Source organism: Streptomyces sp. NPDC048664 (assembly GCF_040650555.1).
Classification (GTDB): Bacteria; Actinomycetota; Actinomycetes; order Streptomycetales; family Streptomycetaceae; genus Streptomyces.
Genome location: NZ_JBEZHK010000019.1, coordinates 116,302 through 134,138, shown reverse-complemented (window position 1 = coordinate 134,138; position 17,837 = coordinate 116,302). Strand labels below are relative to the sequence as shown.

The window sequence follows — 17,837 nt, the reverse complement described above, 5'->3', positions numbered from 1 at the left end:
GGCGGGGTTCCCACGTTGATCCTGTTGTCATGCGCGCCAGAAGAGGTGGTGCGTCACGCCGCTCGGGCTGGGCACGACCTCCATGTGGAACCGGTCCAGCAGTTGTTCCGGCGAGTCCCACAGCCGTAGCCCGGACCCGAGCTTCACCGGTACGACGGCCACATGCATGGTGTCGACGAGGTCGGCGTCGAGGAACTCGCGGATGGTGGTCACGCCGCCGCCAAGCCGGACGTCCTTGCCCCGCGCGGCTTCCCTCGCACGTGCGAGAACGGTGGCGGGGGTGCCGTCCACGAAATGGAACATGGTGTCGGAGAGCGCGAACGATGGACGCTCGTGGTGGGTCATCACGAACACCGGCGTGTGGAAGGGCGGCTGGTCACCCCACCAGCCGTGCCACTCGTGGTCGCGCCACGGGCCCCGCTGGGGTCCGAACTTGTTTCGGCCCATGATCTCGGCGCCGATGTTGTGGCTGAAGTCCCGGATGAAGTAGTCGTCCAAGCCCCGGCTTCCGCCGGGCTCGGCGCGGATGTGCCAGCTCGCCGTGGCGCCCGCCCACGCGAAGAGCTGTCCCGGGTCGATGTTGCGGCCGAAGGGCCGCTCCAGGCTCTGGTCCTCGCCGGCGGCGACGCCGTCGCTCGAGATGGTGAAGTTCTGCACCCGCAGCAGTTGATCCATGTGTTCCCTCATCAGATCCTTTGCCTCCTCGCATGACGATGCGTCCTGCATCAGGATGTCGAATGGGACGTGGCTGGATCGACAGCGGCGCCAGGTTCTTCCAGAGCGCGCCTGAAACTGAGCGCGGCCCGTCGGTGCATCTTCGATGATCGGGAGTTACACCCAACGATGAGCAGGCCCCATCCCCCACGGCGTCGCCAACTCCTCGGCCGGCACACGCCGCCCGGCTCGGCCCAGCTCTCCTGGGGGAACACTCCGGCCTGCCGTCGCGTGGCGTCCTGGAGGCGCCACCTAAGCCGCCCATCACCCCTTCCAGTGCACCATCACGGCTCCCGGTTGCCCTCGCCACCGGCCAGGGACTGGCGGGACCGCCACCGCGGGGACGCCAAGTACGACGCGTACCACCAGAGGCCCTCGGCGTCCCGCTGACGGTCCTGGAGCGCCCCTTCATCGAGTGATCAAGTTCGACGGTCCATTCGACCCATTCGACGCCGGACGTTGAAGGCCAGGTCACCCCACGGCAGAGTTGACCGATGACTTGATCTTCTCGCCCCATTCCCGGGTGATGCTGCCCTCGCCGTTGGCCTTGAGTACCAGGTGGCCGAACGCCTGGCTCCGCTCGTTCCTCAGCCGCATCAGCTTCCCGGGGGTCAGGCTGGACTTCTCCTCGTGGGAGACGAGGTCGAAGGTGTGGTTGTTGCTGCTTCGGGAGACGAAGGAGTACTTGTGCGCGGCCGACCCCGCGCCCTTGATCACGGTGAAGCCGATGGTCATGCCCGCGCCCTGGAGATCGTCCGCTTCGAGGTCTTCCACGAGGTTGGCGTACTTCTTCTTGTCCTCGATGCGGCTGGAGAGCTTGCCGTGGCTGGACAGGGCGCCCGAGGCCGCGTGCGTGGTGTACTCGGAGTAGCGGTTCTGGTACACCCGCGCCTGCTTCAGGATCTCCGGAGGCTCGGCCTCATTCTCCTCGGCATGTTCCGCGACGCCCTGCTTCAGGTACTCCCCGGTGCTCTGGGTGGGGAACAGGACGATCTTCGGCTCCGTCGGGGCGCCGTTGTCGTCGTGGCCGCCGAACCGCACCAGACCGGTGAACGCCGAGCCGGGCGGGGCGAGACGGAAGCTGTCCAGGCTGCCCTTGTGCACCTTGACCGCCCCGTCCGGGACGACCGGCCAGTGCGGCGGCGCGGCTCCGCCACCGTTGTTGGCGATGTACGCGTCGGAGTCCTTGTACCCCGGCCGATGCCCCGCGCGCAGTGCGGCCATGTCCGGTGTCTCGACGAACTCCTCGCCGTTCACCTGCGCGTAGCGGGCCTTGATCTGCTCGATGATGTCGAGCCGGTTCACGCCGAAGTACTTGGTCAGCACCTGGCGCACCAGCGGCTTGTTCCGCAGCGGCAGCCTGCCGTTCGGCACGGTGGAGCGGATGCCCGCGTGCTCGGTCGGCAGCTCGAACTCCATATCGTTCGCTGCCGCGGCGGCGGCCGGCGCCGGGGGCCGGGAACTCAGCATCGGTGGAGGCGGGGGTGGGGGCGGGGGTGGGGCTCCTAGCGGGCTGCGCTGGACACTCACCGCCTGCCCGCTCCCGTGCAGGGCCCGGACCACGGCCTGGTTGCCCACCTCACGTTGCAGCCGCATCAGGTAGGCCGCTCCCGAGGGCGCCGACGCTCCGTCGTGTGCGTGGGAAGCCGCGCCGGGTGACGTGCCGCGCGGGGGACGGAGGACCCGGCCGGGCTCTTCGGCCTTCTCCAGCCGTTCACGGGGATGCATGAGGTTCCCTTCTTCCACAACGACACCTTGGTACCGCTCCCGGCCACCTCGGGGAAGGTCCGGGAGGGCAGACTCGGGGGCAGAGGGCGAGGCCCGCAGAAGCCTTCCGAAGGGGGCGGTAAGGACGGTCCGGTACAGGACGAGGCTGGTCGGCGTCCCGCGGGTGGGCCAGTACGGCCGTCGTTTGCTCGCCGTTCGGCACGGTACTGCGAACGGTGATGGTCCACCTCGCCCGCCGCGCCCGTGTGCTCACCAGCTCCCGGCGCCTGTGCGTGGGGGGGCGGCGTCGCCACGAACTGTGTGAGCATCGGAAAGATCATCGAGGCTGACGCCTTCGACTCGCCGACTGGCGTTTGGACAGGTTGCCGGCCCGGTCCACGCGCACGAAGGAGAACGGCACACCGCGCAGCCGCGGCCGTTGCAGGGTGCTGAGCCGGTGGCAGACGGTCTCGTAGCCGAGACCGAAGTGGTCGGTGAGGCGCTCGATGTCGTAGCGGGCTCCCTCGGCCGCCGCGTGGAAGGCGGAATAGGGCAGGATCAGGGCGGCGGCGAAGTAGTTGGCGATCCCGATACGGGCCAGCGCGTGGGAGGCCGTCCCGGGCGGGAAGTCCTCGCCGGCCAGTCGGTCGAGGTCCTCGCCGTGTTCCGAGCTTGGCAGGGAGCAGTCCACCTGTGTCGTGGCGTCGCCGCTGCCCGGGCGTACGACGACCAGCGTGCCCTCGGGATGCTGCGCCCGTGCGGCGGCGACCTGCTCGGACAGGGGCACGACGCTGCCCCCGGCATGGGCGACGTGGAGTTCCTCGCCGTAGACGAGCGAGTCCAATGGGGCGTGAAGGTGTAGAGCAGCCCGGTGACCGCCGCGACGAGCAGGAATGGCGCCACGAGGACGCCCGCGTAGAAGTGCAGCCGCGCCAGCAGTGGGCCGAGCCCTCACCGCCGTCTTCGGAGTCGTCGGGCATCATCTTCACCTCGTGCTGGGTCGGCGGCGTGCAGGGTATTGCGTGACGTGCGGGACGCATGACGCCTGTCTGCCGGATCTCCGCGACGTCCGTCCCATGGCTGGATTCGGCCACTGTCCTGAACCAGTCGGATGGGAAGGCCGCCCCGTTCCCGAGCAACCGCCGGAATGCGCGGGCGTCTCGAAGACCGCCTTGCTTCCTCGGCGCGCCCGGGGGGGCGATCCTCACGTGGGACGTCCCCACGTCGGTGCTCCCGCGCCCGGCGGCACCGGGCCGCGCAGGGCGAGGACGGCCGATGAGCACACCGCCCCTACCGAGTCCATCCGCGTCAGGGCATGCGGGGGGGAATCGCCTCATTCGGTACGTAGTCGGATGCGGTGGCCGGTCAGTTCCCTGCCGCGAGCTGATCGCGTGAGACGGCGTTCCCTGTGGTGCGGGCTCCCAGGGGAGGCGTGCCGGGGCTGCTAGCTTCGCGCATCTGGTTCGGGCTCGTAGCGCGGGCGGATACGGAGGCAGAGGTGGCGAAGAAGACGCAGGCATCTCCCGAGGAGTCAGCCGGTGCTCCCCCGGTCCGACGTCGCACTCTTCTGGCGTCGGCAGCCCTGGCGGCGGGGACACCGGTCTCGCCGACCGGCCCCGGCCGCACCGGCACGGGGCAGGTGCCGCAGCGGCTCGTCGCGGCACAGCAGGGAGCCGCCGTCCGACTGGTCGCCGTTCCGGCGGAGAACCGCGACATCGGCTGGCTCCGATCGGCTCTCCAGGTCGCCGTGGAGATCGAGTTCTCCACCATCCCTCCATATCTGTGCGGCTGGTGGTCCGTCAAGAACGGCAGGTGCGAGGTCGCGCGACTGATCCGGCGGATCGTCTTCGACGAGATGTACCACCTCGGCATCGTCTGCAATCTGCTGGTGGCTCTGGGCGGACGACCGCGGATCAGGACATCGGCGCCCGTCTACCCGGGCTCGCTGCCCGGTGGGGTGCATCCGTGGGTCACCGTGTATCTGTCCGGCCTGACAAAGCCGCTCGTCCGGGACGTCATGATGGCCATCGAAGCTCCCGCAGCACCGATCACCCAGGACGTGAACGGCCCGCTCAGCATCGGCCGCTTCTACGAGGAACTGCTCGAGGCCTTCCGGAAGGTGGCCCCGGACCTGTCCGTCGCCCGGCAGATGCACGAGCACATCGGCGAGGACACCCTCACCCCGGTCAGAACCGCCGCCGACGTCGAGCGCTCGCTCGAAATCATCAAGGACCAGGGGGAAGGCACCGCGCTCTCCCCTGACAACGGCTCCGGAGACGGCCAGCCGGCGCACTACTACGCCTTCGCCGAGATCTACCACGGTCGGCAGCTGCGCGAGACCGACGGTACATGGCAGTTCACCGGGGACCCGGTGCCGTTTCCCGACACTCGCCCCATGGCCAGGGTGCCGGCGGGCGGCTGGCACCGACCGCCTGCCAGGGCCCGGCGGCACCTGGACGACTTCGACAGCACCTACACCGCCGTTCTGGAAGCACTCGACACGGCATGGGGACGTGGCGACCGGCGAAGTCTGACAGCTGCCGTTCGGCACATGCAGAGGCTGGAGAGGCCCGCCGTGGAACTGATGGAGATCCCGATCAGCGGTACCGAGGAGACCTACGGACCCCAGTTCCGTGCCGGTGGATGCCCCGCCGACCGCCGGAAAGGCCGATGACGAGCAGGACGTCCCGCCGGCCTGATGCCCGGCTCTGCCCATCCGAAGGGACAACAGATCGCCGAACCGTACACGAGCCGCGGCGGCACCGACCGCCGGAACTCAGCGCCGGTACCCGACTCGGCGCCATGTCGGCCAGCGGTACCACGGACAGCTCCCCGGGCAGTCGTGGCCGAGCGGGGCCAGGCGGTCGTCCGTCCAGCCGACGATGTGGCCACCGACGGACTTCGCTGCGGCCAGGACATCGTCCCCCTGGCGTTCCGGCGAGGAGGTGGCCAGCCTCATGCGGGACAGGCGCGGCACGCCTGGCAGGCATGTCCCGCAACCGTCGAAGGGTCGTTCGATCACATTCAGGTCCGCACTGCGCAAGGTCTCTCCGTTTGCTGCATGCAGGGTACGCAGAAATGGCGGCAGCACCCCTGACCGATCTCGCTCAGGCGAGGAAGCTCAGTCGAACCTGATGGTTGACCTTGCTGATGTTGGTGTCGGCGGACCGGCGCAAGCTTGTGAGCATGACTGAGCTTCTTGCGTCGTCTGCCGACGGCAGTCCCATCACCGCTCTCGACGAGGGATCCGGGCCGAACCTGCTGGTGGTCCATCCAGGCGGCGGAGATGCGACGACCTGGGACGGCGTCACCCGCCACCTCACCGACGACTTCCGCGTCGTCAGGATCCGACGACGGATCTACGTTCCCGAAGCGGACATCGCCCTACCCCACTCGATGACCACCGAGGCAGCCGACATTGCCGCCGTCGCGGATCTCCTGGAGCCCCCCGTACTTCTTGTGGGGCATTCCTCGGGCGCCGTCGCCGCGCTGGAAGCCGCGTTGCTGGATCCGTCGGCGTTCGCCGGGCTGTTCCTCTATGAACCACCAGTGCCGACCCGGGAGTTGATTGCCGGGGCAGCGGGATCACGTGCCCGTGCCGCGCTCGACGAGGGTGACCCGGTCGAGGCGATGCGGATCCATATGCGGGACATCGTCCGCATGCCCGCGACCGAGGTCGACGCCATGTTCGCCGACCAGCACATGCGAGCCGCGTTGACTGCGGACGCGGCGGCACAGATCGCAGACGACGAAGCGATCGACGCGCTCGGTGTCGGTATGGATCGCTTCGCGGCTCTCGAGGCACCGACGACCCTGGTCGAGGGCGACCTCAGCCCCTCCCACCTGCGTGAACGTCTGGCCGACCTGGCGGCAACCCTGCCGAATGCGCGCATCGTGACGCTCACCGGCCAGGGACACATCGCCCACCTCACCGCTCCTGAAGCCCTGGCCGACACCATCCGGGACGTGGCGGGACAGGTTCTCCGCTAAGGGCTGCGGAGACTGCCACTTCAGGACCGCGTGCTTCTGGTCGCCACGAGCAAGGATCACCGGGTCCGGCTGGTGGTGGCAGGGGCGCTGGACAGGGGGCAGGACGGGGTGCTCCGGGAACGGTCGGCCGGAGCAGGATGGTCGTGCGAACGCTCCGGATCCTCGACCAGGACACCTGGATGCCCGCCTGCCTACAAGAATCGCCGGACCGGTGCGACAGCGGCTTCCTTGGCGCGCTGGAGTGCTGCCCGCCGTCTCCACCGGGTGAGGTCGATGGCCTCGCTGCGCTTCAGGTCCGCGTCGTAGTCGCGGTCGAGTCCGGCGGTGAACGCCTCGTCCAGGACCGCGAGCATGACCTCCTCGTCGTGGTCCATGGACCGCCGGTTGAAGTTGGTGGATCCGATGAGGGAGGCGACCGAGTCCACGGTGATGATCTTGGTGTGCATCATCGTCGGCTGGTACTGGAAGATGTGCACACCTGCCTCCAGCAGGCGGGTGTAGTGGTGCTGGCCGGCCAGCTGGCAGGCTCGTTGATCGGTGTGCGGGCCGGGGAGGAGGATCTCCACGCGCACCCCGCGTTGAGCGGCCCGGCACAGCAGGTCGACGAAGAAGGCGTCCGGGGCGAAGTAGGCGGTGGCGAGGCGGAATCGTTCCTCGGCGCAGGTGAGCATGACCCGGATGAGGGTCTGCATGTCCTGCCAGCCGAGGCTCGCGGAGCCCCGCACCACCTGCACCACCGACGAACCGGCCTGCTGGTGCTCGGTGAAACGGTCGTGGTCGTCGAAGAGTTCGCTGTGGCACTCGGCCCAGTTCTGCGCGAACGCCGCGGCTATGCCGTCCACGGCCGGTCCGCGCACCTGGACATGGGTGTCACGCCATTCGTCGCTGTTTCGCGCGTCGCCGCACCATTCCTCCGCGATGCCGACGCCGCCTGTGAACGCGGTGTGCTCATCGACGATGAGTGCCTTGCGGTGACAGCGGTGGTTCTGTTTGAACGGTGACAGCCATGCGGGCTTGCGGAACCAGGCGACCTGCACACCGGCGTCGTCCATCAGGTCGAGCAGGTTCCGTTCGATCTGCTGGGCACCGAAGCCGTCGAGCAACAGCCGAACCCGCACGCCCGCGCGGGCGCGGGCGGCGAGTGCGGCGGCGAAGTCGTGGGCGATCTGCCCCCGCCAGTAGACGAACGTCATCATGTCGATCGTGTGCTGAGCCGCGCAGATCGCCTGGAGCATGGCGGGGAAGATCTCATCGCCGTTACGCAGGGGGACGAGGTCGTTGCCCTCGGTCGCGGGGATACCGATCAGTCGCTCCAGACGCCGGCGCAGACGCTGTCCGCGAGCCTGCGCCGCAGGCTCGGCACTGTCGTCAGCCGGTACCGGTACGCGGTCCAGGATCACGCGAATCTCCTGTGGGGGCAAAGAGGGATCTGAGCGTCTGCGGGGCCGCCGAACGACCCCAGAAGGGCAGATGCCCCGTACCTGAGGCCTCACTCCCGGCGTCGGAGCGGTCAGCGCACGGGGACGCCGACGGCAGGTGTCGACCCACCGCGCTGCCGTGGCGTTGGTGGAACCGGATCGCGCGTTCGTCGTGGTCGACGACCCCGAGGCGGATGCACACGGGTCCTGCCCGGGTGGGGAACTCGGTCATGAGGTGGCCACCGAGTCCGTGGCCCTCGTGGCCCTGGACATGGTCGCCCAGCGTGGCCGAGGTGTCGAAGCCGGCACTGCCGACCTGTGCGGAAGGTCCCTGCGTCAGGTGGCGGGGAATCCGTAGCTGTAGCCCTGGGCGTCGAGCTGGTCCAGGAGGCGGGCGAGCGCTTGCACGGTCTGCGAGCGGTCGCCGCCGCCGTCGTGCATCAGGATGACCGCGCCGGGGCGCAGGTTCTGGTTGACGTTGCGCAGGATGCCGTCCACTCCCGGACGCCGCCAGTCGTTGGCGTCGTCGGACCAGCCGAGCGGCCGCAGATCGTGCTGGGCGGCGATGGTGCGGATCGCCGGGGTGAAGTCACCACCGGGGGCGCGGTAGTACCAGAGCTTGGTGCCGGCTCCGGCGGCGTCGGCTATGTCCTGCTGGGCGTCGGCTATCTCGTGCGTGTTGTAGTCGACGGACATCCGGTCCTGCTGCTCGTTGTGGTGCACCGAGTGGTCGCACAGCCGGTGGCCCGCGTCCTTGATCGCCTTGGTGAGGTACGGGAAGCGCTGGGCCTGGGGGCCGATCTCGCAGAAGGTGGCTTTCGCGTGATGCTGCGCGAGGAGCGCCAGTATCTGCGGTGTCCAGGACGGGTCGGGGCCGTCGTCGAAGGTCAGCGCCACGGTCCTGCCGCCGCCCGCCGCGCCGGACGAGACCGACGCCTCGGCGGGCGGCCCGCCGCCGGGCGCCTTGCCGATCGCGGAGTTCCCCGGGGAGGCGGCCGCATCGGGTGCGCCGGCGGAGTCGGACGGGGACAGGGACGCGCTGCTGGAGGGGGCGAGCAGTCCGCCGCCGGGCGGGGTGGGGCTGTCCGACGCCGGTCCCGGTGCGGCCGGCGACGGGGTGGACGTCGGCGGGGACGCGACCGAGGGCGTCACCCGGGCCGTCGTGCTCGTGCCGGCGTGGGGTCCGCATGCCGTGAGGGCGGTTCCCGCCAGCGCCGCCGCGAGCGCGGCGGTGGTCATCACTTTGGCCCTGGGAAATGCCACAATTCTCCCTCCGACGGCACCGCGGCGCGGCGCCTGGATTGGTGATGGTCGCGATGGGGCGCACGGACGGACGAGAAAGGGACCGGCGACCGATGTCGGTCGTGGTGGCCATCGCCTGCCGGCGGGGTCCGGCGGGTGCCCGCTCGGAGGTCCTTGGTTCACCGGCCGCGCCGTGTCACGGCGCGGGCCTCTTCGCCCACTGACGACCCCGCGGGGACTTCGCCGCTTACATCCGTTTTGCGCGTGATGTCGATCCACCGTAAGGGAGCTCCGGCGAAGACCCCAGAGCCCTCGTGGAATCTTGCGCGTGACAAATCTCCCTATCGTGACATAGTTCACATTTGCCCGCGGCGCCTGAACTGTGGGCCTGTACGTGAACGGCAGGGTCGTCACCCTGAACCTGAACGGGAGACTCGGCTTCCACCACCAGCTGTCGACACCAGCCGCCCGGGGAGCCCCCGCTGGAGGCCGTCGGCGGCCAGTAGGCGGACCAGCCTGGATGAACTTACCCAAACGTGCGGCACGTTGTTGCCGCCCTCCGGGCCTGCTGTTTGACTCGGCCGACGACGACAGCCCCGAGAGGAACCCGATGACCACCGACATCGACGTCCTGGTCCTGGGCGGCGCGGGCGTGGACACGATCGTCCACGTCCCCGAACTGCCACTCCCCTTCTCCGACAGCTACATGATCCGGCCCGGCATCACGACCCGCGCGGGGCAGAGCGGCGACTTCGTCGCGCTCGGACTGACCGCGCTCGGACTGCGCACCCATCACCTCGACATGATCGGCGACGACCATGAGGGAGACCTGGTCCGCGCCCTCCACCGTGACCATGGCATTCCCCTCACGGCGATCCCGCAGCCCGCGGGCACCAAGCGCGCGGTCAACCTCGTCGGACCCGACGGGCGGCGGCTGTCCCTCTACGACGACACCCGCGCCCATGAGTCGGACCGGCTGGACGAGGCGTCGGTGCGCGATCTCGCCGCAGCCAGCCGCCACGCGCACGTCGTCATCACCCACCCCTGCGCGCAGGCACTGCCTGTGCTCCGCGAGGCCGACGTCACCCTCTCGACCGATCTGCACGACTGGGACGGGGTCAACCCGTATCACGAGCCGTTCGCCCTGGAGGCGGATGTCGTCTTCCTCTCCACCACCGCCCTGGCCGACCCGGAGCGCACGATGCGCGATATCGCCGCCCGCGGCCGGGCCCGGCTCGTCGTGGCGACCGCAGGCTCCAAGGGCGCCTACCTGCTGGCGGACGGCGAGGTGAAGCGGGTACCGGCGGTCACGCCTCCCGGCCCGGTGGTGGACACCAACGGGGCGGGCGACGCGTTCGCCTCCGGTTTCCTGCTCGGCTGGCTGAACGGCGAGGAACCCGGGCGCTGCGCCCTGTACGGAGCCGTCGCCGGCGCCCATGCCTGCACCGTCGCGTCGACGCGCACCGATGCCGTCACGCGCGGGGAACTCCTCTCCCGAGCCGCAGAGGCGGAGTCGACGAGCGCTCGGCCGCGGACGGCGGAACGTCCGGCCTGTTGACCGACCCGTACGAAGGCTCATGTGGGTGTCGGTGAGGTCGGTGACCGAGGTGAGGTGGGCGAGGCCGCGGGCGAAGACGACCGTCGCGGTCAGGCAGCTCAGCCCGTGCGGCGGACGACGGAGGCTACGACTGGAGCGACGGCGCCTGGACGGCTGTCTGGTGGGGCTTCGCTCCCGCTCGCCCGGCTCGGCGGGTGGCGGAGCGGTCCATCAGGTACTGGATCGTCAGGCAGCCCGCCGTCCAGGCCAGCAGGGTGAGCACCGCGCCCGCGAGGTGCGCGTCGTGGAAGTAGGAGGCGCCGCGCAGTCCCCGGACCGCGGCGGCCGGGGGCATCACGGAGGCCAGGGGGGACAGCCATGCGGGCAGGAACGTGGCCGGGAGGATCCCCCCGGAGGTGGCGTTGCCGAGAATCAGCAGCACGACCGAGGCGACCGGCATGCCGATGGGCCCGAACAAGCGCAGCAGCACGCCCGCGACCGCGGCGGACGCCCATGCCAGCATGCCCACCAGCAGGGTGACGACGGCGAACGACGTGGGGATCGCGGCGAACGCGGTATGCGAGATCAGGGCCACCGTCACTCCCGAGGCGGCGGAGAAGACCAGCATCGATATGACGCGAGCGGCCAGGCGCAGGCGTGGGGCGATCTGGTAGGAGGACACGGCGAAGAGGAATCCCGCGAGCACGACGCCGAAGGAGGCGTAGAAGATCGACAATCCGCGGGAGTCTCCTGCTGCCAGGGGCCGGACGTCCTGCACGGGCACCGTCTTCCCCTCACCCTCCGCCGTCGCCACCGCCGCGACGAGGCTGGAGACGGTCGACGGCCCTTGGGCGCCCGCCACGACGAGGCGCGTGCCGCGGCTGTCGGCCACCAGGGCAGCCGGGACCTTGTCGTGGGTCACGGCTTGCCGGGCGGCCTCCGCGTTCGCGTAGCGGTAGAAGGTGTATCCGTCGGGGGCCGCGTTGTTGAGGGCGAGTTCTGTACGGGCGGCCACCCTGTCGGAAGCGGCGATACCGAGGGGCTGGTGCCGCGCCGACGGTGCGTGAAACGCGGCGAGATAGACGGCGACGAACACCGTGCCGATGGCCAGCGCGGTGACCACGGGCACGAGCATCGCCTTACGGGCTCCGGCGGCAGCGGCAAGCACGGTGCCGGGGAGACCGGGCTCGGTGTCGATCAGCGCATGCTGGGCGCGCCTGCTGCGGCCGGCTGCAAGGTCCTGGTCCGGGTCATGCGCAGGGGACGAAGGCGGTGCGTCGAGCGGGAGGGAGGTGGGGTGGTGCATGAGGGTGAGAACTTTCTGAGGTGGTAAGAGGGTCGAGTGGGCGGGGTTCTTCCCCAGGACGGCGGCTCTTCGGGCAATGTGGGAAGGAACGTCGGCGGCCTAGGCAGTCGGTCGGCTGCCGAACGGAACGCGTGAGGGCCGAGCCCGCCGGTTGCGGGTGCCGGTCGGCTAGAACATCCCGCCATCGGCCTGGAGGGTGCGGCCGGTCATGTAGGCGGCGTCATCGCTGGCGAGGAACGCGTACGCGGCTGCGATCTCGACGGGGTCCGCGAGGCGCCGCAGCGCGACCTGCACGTCGAGCCACTCGGACATGGCCTGCTTCCCGGCCAGCTGGGGATGCTGGTAGCTCGCTCCGTGCTCGGCGGCCATGTCGGTGGCCGTGCCGCCGGGGGCGATGGCGTTGATGGTGATCCCGCGCCGGCCGAGTTCGGCCGAGAGGTTGAGGACCATTGCTTCCACGGCGGCCTTGGACGCGGCGTACAGGGTGTGTCCGAAGAACGCCCTGGACGCGCTGACCGAGGAGGTGAGCACGATCCTGCCGCCCGCTCGCATGTGGGCGGCGGCATGCTGGGCCGCGAAGAGCTGGCCGCGGGTGTTGACGGCGAAGACGCGGTCGAAGTCGGCCGGGGTGATGTTCTCCAGTGCGTCGAAGTGCTCCACGCCCGCACAGGAGGCCAGGATGTCGAGCTGCCCGAACTCGGCGACCGCCCGGTCGATCAGGGTCCTTGTCTGGTCGGGGTCGGCCACGTCCGCCCGCAGCGCCATCGCCTTGCGGCCCTGGTCCACCAGTGACCGGACCAGTGCGTCGGCGGCTTGTTCGTTGCCGCGGTAGCCGATGACGACGGCCGCTCCCTCGGCCGCCAGGCGAGTGACGACCGCTGCTCCGATGCCCCGGCTGCCTCCCGTCACCACCGCGACCTTGCCCGCGAAACGCTTGTCGCCCGCTGTCGTCATGGGGGTTCTTCCTTTCGTCGCACGTCCGGTCGACCCATGGCGCCCACCAGACCGAGTGGCCGGCGCGCCGTGTCACCGGCACCGCGACCCTAGCACTCAAGTGCAGGAAATCCTTCACTTAAACTGAGGACGTACCCTCGTCACACCGCAGACGATGAGATCAACAGAGGTGGAGACGGTGACTGCCAGTACTCCGAGCGGACCGCCGGCCCCGCGGCTGCGGGCGGACGCCGCGCGCAACCGCGCCCAGATCCTGGCCGCCGCTCGCGCCGCCTTCCGCGAGTCGGGGACCGCTGTGCCCCTGGACGAGATCGCTCGCCGGGCAGGAGTGAACATCGCCACCCTCTACCGGCGCTTCGCCGACCGCGACGCCCTCATCACCCAGGTCGTCGTGGACGGCTTCAGCCTCGTACTCGACACCGCCCGGGCAGCCGCCGAGGCGGCGCGAACCGATCCGCTCGCAGCCGTGGAATCCTTCCTGCAGGGCATGATCGACAACCGCGAGCAGCTGTCCCTGCCGCTGATCGGGGGGCCCATGACGAACGACCCTCACGCCCGTGACCTGCAACAGCACATCGCCGTCACACTGGAAGAGATCCTGTCCGCAGGCCGCAGCCGCACGGTGATCCGGCGTGACATCACCGCGGTGGATCTGATCGCCACCGCCGCGCTGATCTGCCGCCCCTTGCCCCACCTCCCGCCGGACCAGGCCGCCACGCTCGCCACGCGACACCTCTGCGTGTTCCTCGACGGCCTCCGCCCCGAGCACACCCGCGACCTGCCATCACCGCCTACTCACGCAGAGATGACGGCTCATCTCATCGGCTGAGGACTCCCCACGGAATGGCTCTTCGGGGTCGGCTGCTCGTCGGTGGCGTGGGGCAGCGTGGGGCGATGGACTTCGATCAGCCTCTGCCTCGCGAGCTGAAATCCGGTTGTTCACCGCTCTGGTGGCACAGGCCGACGCAGACGAGGACTTCAACTGGGCCGTCTCGGTCGACTCCACGATCGTACGGGCGTACCAGCACCCGACCAGGGCCCGTAGGGTCCCAGGCTGGCGAACCCGGCGATCACGCCATCGGCCGCTCCCGCGGCGGCTCCAGCAGACGCGCCGACCACCGCATCAGTAGCGGAGGCGGGCTTCGGACTCGTCGATGCGCAGCATGCAGTTCTTGGGGACCTGCAACGAAGGCTGCTGGCCGTTAACCGGGATCAGTTTGAGCTCCAGGTACCGGTCGACTGCAACCAACTGCCCGCTTCTGCCCTCTTCCTTGTCGACAGATGGCTGCGCTCGACCGGCCCAGCCATCTCCGACCGGGGGAGAACCGTTGTTCCGCAACGCAGTTCGGGCTGTGGGCGTCGTCGGGCTTGCCGTGGCGCCCGTGCTGGGAGGGGCGGCGGGGGTGTCGGCCGCCGAGGGCACGGGCCCGGCTCCGGGCGGCAGCCCGTCTGCGACGGTCCGCCTGGACTACTACGTGGCTCAGAACCTCCCTCTGGAGGCGGGTGACGCCATCTCGTTCAGTCTTGAGGGCATGCCACCGGGATGGGACAAGGTCGAGGTCACCTCCCCGGCCCTGCAGGAGCCGATCCCCCTCACTCCCCTGAAGAAGGGGTCGACGCAGTCGGTCCAGATGGACGCGCCGGGAACAGACCACCGCGTCCGCTCGGGCCTGCGCGCGGGCACCTATCCGGTAACCGCGACGAGCCACGGCCGTACCGTCGCTACCGCACAACTCAAGGTCCTCGCCGAGAACACCGCGCAGATCTACCGGTTCGTCATCGGTCCAAGGAACGCGCCCCCCGGCAACGGCACACCCGCCTCCCTCCGCCCGGGCAGTGACGTCCGGGTGGTCCTCACCGACCTGCGAGCCGCACCAGGGGAGAATTCCCTCACCGTCACGTCGCCCATTTTCAAGGTTCCGTTGACCATCAAGACGGACAGCCCGGACAACCCCGGCTGCAAGTGCGACGACGCGGGCACGGTCTACGCGGGCCACGCACGACTGCGAGGCGACGTACCCAAAGGCCGCTACACCGTGACCGTGGTCAGCCACCACGGGCAGCAGACCACGAAGCAGCACGTCACGATCGCCGCGCAGCCGGTCGCGGACGGCGGAGCCCCGTCCTGGGCGGTCACCGGTGGCGCCGCGGCCGGGGGGCTGGCCCTGGCCTCCGGCGGCGCGATCGCGGTGCGGCACCGCCGCTCACGGAAGGCCGCGCCCGCAGCGTAGCGGCGAACCCGGCAGCCGCAGACCGCCTCTCGGGCGGGGCGAGCGGGCGCCGGTGGGCGCGCCGAACAGTGCTCCCCCGGCCTTTTCGGTTCTTCCTTCATCTTTCCTTCGCTGCCTCCGGCCGCTTTCGGTCCGGAGGGAGTTCGTCCATGACTCAGAAAGCATTCCTTGCCTACCTCACACAGACGAATATCGCGCCTCGTGGTCCTCGCCGCCGGAACCGCCCTGCTCCTGACCGGAGAGGGAAGCCTCGCCCAGGCGCAGGCCAAGGTTCCGGCCGCCACAGCGGCGCCCCGCCTGTCCCCGGCGACGGTGCCGTCCGTCAGACCGTCCGCTGGAACCTCAGCCGGACCGTCCGGTGAACCAGGGCCCCCGCGCTCTGCCAACCCCTCGACCGGCACCGGCACCGGGGAGCCCTCGGCCTCACCTTCGGCGAGCGCGAGCGGGCCCCCCGCGACCGAGACCGGCGGCGGCGACTTCTCGGACGAGGACGCCATCCGCTTCTGGACGCCTGAACGCATGGCCTCGGCCACCGACCCGGCACAGCCCGCGCAGCAGGGGGACCCGAGTGCCAAGGCCTCAGTACGGCGGGCTGCTCCGGCCGGACCCTCGGTAGCGGCCGACATGCCGACGGCGGAGCACTTCCTCGGCCTGAAGTCCGTCGGGACGATCTTCACCTACGACACGGATCCGACCACCCAGCGGATGCACGCGCACAAGTGCTCCGCCAGCGTGGTGGAGAGCCCCGGGCACAATCTGGTCCTGACCGCCGGGCACTGCGACGGCGGCAAAGCCGTCTTCGTCCCCATGTACGCCGCCGAGTACACGCTGGACAAGCAGACGTTCGGGTTCTACCGGGTCTCCACATGGTTCACCGACAACCGGTACGTGCACGAGAGCAAGCAGCCCGTCTCCGACCTGGACTTCTCCTTCGGCCGGCTCGAGCCTTCGAAGAGCGGCAAGCAGGCGCAGGACGTAGTGGGCGCGAACACGCTGGCGCGGACACCCGGTTACCTGAACAAGGTCACGATGGTGGGCTACCCCTCCAGCCACGACGCCGAGGACCATCCGGTGCGGTGCCCCACGCAGACGGAGGCGCTGCCCGGTTTCTACCAGATCCAGGCCAAGTGCCATGGCATGTGGGGCGGTACCTCCGGCGGCCCCTGGTTCTCCCACGTGGACTGGGCGAAGGGCACCGGCGAGATCATCGGCAATGTCGGCGGCTACAACGGCGGCGGCAACGACGCGAACGTGGACTGGCTCACCTACAGCCCCATGCACGGCGACTGGTTCTTCCGCCTGTACGACGAGGCGAAGAACAACCACGTCCCCCAGCACGGCAGAACCTACGACCAGCCGCCGCTGCCGTACTCCATGGGCGGCGGTGAGACCTGGTCCCATGCCAAGCTCCTGGCCTCGGGCGAGTACACCGGTGACGGCAAGGGCGACCTGATCGTGGTCTGGACCGACGGCGAGGTCACCCTGTACACCGGCGACGGCAACGGCGGCTTCGTCGGCGAGCGCCGACTGGCCGCGCGTCACAGCAGCTTCCAGAACGCCAAGTCCCTCACCGGTGGGGACTTCGCCGGCGGCACCGGCTCGGACCTCCTCGTGGTGTTCGACTCCGGCGAGGTCCGGCTCCTCCCCGACGTCGGCACCAAGGGCGTGGACGGCGGGACCAGACTGGCCGACGCCGGATCCGTCTGGAGCCACGCCGACCAGATCGTCGGGGGCAGCTTCGGCACCGCGAAGTACGTCAGCGACCTGCTGGTGCGCTGGAGCGATGGCGAGGTCACCGACTACACCGCCGTCGGCGACAAGGGCTTCGGCACCGAACACCAGTTGGCGAAGCGGGAGAGCGCCTGGAAGGACGCCACCCTGGTAACCGCGGGCGACTTCACCGGCGGCAACAACTGGGACACCCTGGTGCGCTGGTCCGACGGACGCGTCTCCCAGTTCCAGGAGACCGGCCCCGGCGGCGTCGGCAACGAGGTCCACATGGCTTCGGCCGGCAGCATCTGGTCCCATGACTCGGTGATGACCGCGGGCAGCTACGACTCCAACGGCTGGCCGGACGACCTGGTCGTCCGCTGGTCGGACGGCGAGACCACCATGTACAACCACACCGGCGCCGCCTTCGGCACCGAGCACATGCTCGTCGCCCCGAAGTAGCCGTCCCTGCACCTTCCCCCACAGCCATGGCGGATCCGGGCGACCCGAATGAAGGAGGCCCGGATCCGCCTGCCGGGTACTGCGCCCTGCGGCGCCAGGGACCGTTGAACGAACCTCGTCTACGAGGGCCCGCGCGGTGACCGTTTCCAGCCCCCCGATCGGCCCTGCACTCCCGGATCTGCCGCGACAGGACAAGGAATTCTCCGCGACCGATCTGACGTCCTGTTGCAAAGCTGCCCGCGTTCTGCCCCGGGTTAGGAGGAGAGGCCCCGGCTGTAGTCCTCGCGCGGCAACGCGAAGTCGTCCGGGCGATCCCGACGGAGCTCTTCGTAGCGTTCGGCGACGACTTCCAGCGCCTCGTGGAGGGTGCAGGCGCGTGTCTCACGGATCGCCTTGATGGCGAAGATGATCCGATGGTTGAGGATGTCGCGATCGACACTCTCGGGCAGCTGCTCCATAAGTCCGACAGGGTATCGCCTGAATTCGGGGCCAGCGGGCTGTGAGCCCCGTCGGGCAGCATCCCAGACTTCGTCGAACTCTTGCGAGGTCAGCTGATCAGGTTCGCA

Annotated in this window: 15 protein-coding genes and 1 pseudogene; 6 read left to right on the top strand and 10 right to left on the bottom strand. The window is 69.7% G+C overall.

The window, feature by feature from the left end; translation table 11 throughout:
* Positions 1–27: 27 nt before the first annotated feature.
* The 4 genes and pseudogenes from AB0C59_RS21560 to AB0C59_RS21545 all read right to left on the bottom strand — a co-directional run bounded on the left by AB0C59_RS21560 (position 28) and on the right by AB0C59_RS21545 (position 3,324).
* Entirely contained in the window at positions 28–675 is a 648-nt protein-coding gene (locus AB0C59_RS21560) for a dihydrofolate reductase family protein (protein ID WP_363006914.1), read from the bottom strand.
* A gap of 510 nt (positions 676–1,185) precedes the next feature.
* Complete coding sequence (locus AB0C59_RS21555; protein WP_363006883.1) at positions 1,186–2,442, bottom strand: hypothetical protein; 1,257 nt, start codon at positions 2,440–2,442, stop codon at positions 1,186–1,188.
* 337 nt (positions 2,443–2,779) lie between these two features.
* A pseudogene (locus AB0C59_RS21550) lies at positions 2,780–3,088 on the bottom strand (ImmA/IrrE family metallo-endopeptidase); the annotation flags it as partial.
* Positions 2,980–3,324 carry a hypothetical protein gene (locus AB0C59_RS21545; RefSeq protein WP_363006881.1) on the bottom strand — a complete coding sequence of 115 codons (345 nt, stop codon included), beginning with the start codon at positions 3,322–3,324 and terminating at the stop codon, positions 2,980–2,982. The pseudogene AB0C59_RS21550 and the gene AB0C59_RS21545, both read right to left, overlap by 109 nt.
* Positions 3,325–3,919: 595 nt before the next feature.
* Between AB0C59_RS21545 and AB0C59_RS21540 the strand changes: the two genes are divergently transcribed.
* A complete protein-coding gene (locus tag AB0C59_RS21540) occupies positions 3,920–5,095 on the top strand; it encodes a ferritin-like protein (RefSeq protein ID WP_363006879.1) in 1,176 nt (391 codons plus the stop codon).
* Between the two features lie 102 nt (positions 5,096–5,197).
* Here the strand turns inward: AB0C59_RS21540 and AB0C59_RS21535 are convergent, their stop codons facing one another.
* The gene (locus AB0C59_RS21535) at positions 5,198–5,380 is read right to left on the bottom strand and encodes a hypothetical protein (protein WP_363006877.1); all 183 of its coding nucleotides are present in this window, start codon (positions 5,378–5,380) and stop codon (positions 5,198–5,200) included.
* A gap of 227 nt (positions 5,381–5,607) precedes the next feature.
* Between AB0C59_RS21535 and AB0C59_RS21530 the strand changes: the two genes are divergently transcribed.
* The gene (locus tag AB0C59_RS21530; protein ID WP_363006875.1) at positions 5,608–6,411 is read left to right on the top strand and encodes an alpha/beta hydrolase; all 804 of its coding nucleotides are present in this window, start codon (positions 5,608–5,610) and stop codon (positions 6,409–6,411) included.
* Between the two features lie 191 nt (positions 6,412–6,602).
* On the opposite strand, the gene AB0C59_RS21525 is transcribed toward AB0C59_RS21530, so the two are convergent.
* Complete coding sequence (locus tag AB0C59_RS21525; RefSeq protein WP_363006912.1) at positions 6,603–7,805, bottom strand: phospholipase D-like domain-containing protein; 1,203 nt, start codon at positions 7,803–7,805, stop codon at positions 6,603–6,605.
* 360 nt (positions 7,806–8,165) lie between these two features.
* Positions 8,166–9,068 (bottom strand): polysaccharide deacetylase family protein, encoded by a 903-nt coding sequence (locus tag AB0C59_RS21520; protein WP_363006873.1) that lies wholly within the window; start codon positions 9,066–9,068, stop codon positions 8,166–8,168.
* A 613-nt stretch (positions 9,069–9,681) separates the two neighbouring features.
* On the opposite strand from AB0C59_RS21520, the gene AB0C59_RS21515 reads away from it, so the two are divergent.
* Positions 9,682–10,629: an adenosine kinase gene (locus AB0C59_RS21515; RefSeq protein WP_363006871.1), complete on the top strand. Its 948-nt coding sequence runs from the start codon at positions 9,682–9,684 to the stop codon at positions 10,627–10,629.
* 124 nt (positions 10,630–10,753) lie between these two features.
* Here AB0C59_RS21515 and AB0C59_RS21510 read toward each other — a convergent pair whose 3' ends face one another.
* Together AB0C59_RS21510 and AB0C59_RS21505 are read right to left on the bottom strand one after the other, a co-directional pair.
* Positions 10,754–11,914 (bottom strand): ABC transporter permease, encoded by a 1,161-nt coding sequence (locus AB0C59_RS21510; RefSeq protein ID WP_363006869.1) that lies wholly within the window; start codon positions 11,912–11,914, stop codon positions 10,754–10,756.
* Positions 11,915–12,082: 168 nt separating this feature from the next.
* Positions 12,083–12,868, bottom strand: coding sequence for an SDR family oxidoreductase (locus tag AB0C59_RS21505; protein WP_363006867.1), 786 nt, complete (start codon positions 12,866–12,868; stop codon positions 12,083–12,085).
* A 178-nt stretch (positions 12,869–13,046) separates the two neighbouring features.
* Here AB0C59_RS21505 and AB0C59_RS21500 point away from each other — a divergent pair, with 178 nt between their 5' ends.
* The 3 genes from AB0C59_RS21500 to AB0C59_RS21490 all read left to right on the top strand — a co-directional run bounded on the left by AB0C59_RS21500 (position 13,047) and on the right by AB0C59_RS21490 (position 17,271).
* Positions 13,047–13,697, top strand: coding sequence for a TetR/AcrR family transcriptional regulator (locus AB0C59_RS21500; protein WP_363006865.1), 651 nt, complete (start codon positions 13,047–13,049; stop codon positions 13,695–13,697).
* Positions 13,698–14,196: 499 nt separating this feature from the next.
* On the top strand, positions 14,197–15,099 hold the full coding sequence (locus AB0C59_RS21495; protein ID WP_363006863.1) for a hypothetical protein: 903 nt from the start codon (positions 14,197–14,199) through the stop codon (positions 15,097–15,099).
* A 168-nt stretch (positions 15,100–15,267) separates the two neighbouring features.
* A complete protein-coding gene (locus tag AB0C59_RS21490; RefSeq protein WP_363006861.1) occupies positions 15,268–17,271 on the top strand; it encodes a hypothetical protein in 2,004 nt (667 codons plus the stop codon).
* 254 nt (positions 17,272–17,525) lie between these two features.
* Here the strand turns inward: AB0C59_RS21490 and AB0C59_RS21485 are convergent, their stop codons facing one another.
* A complete protein-coding gene (locus AB0C59_RS21485; protein ID WP_363006859.1) occupies positions 17,526–17,729 on the bottom strand; it encodes a hypothetical protein in 204 nt (67 codons plus the stop codon).
* Between the last annotated feature and the right edge of the window lie 108 nt (positions 17,730–17,837).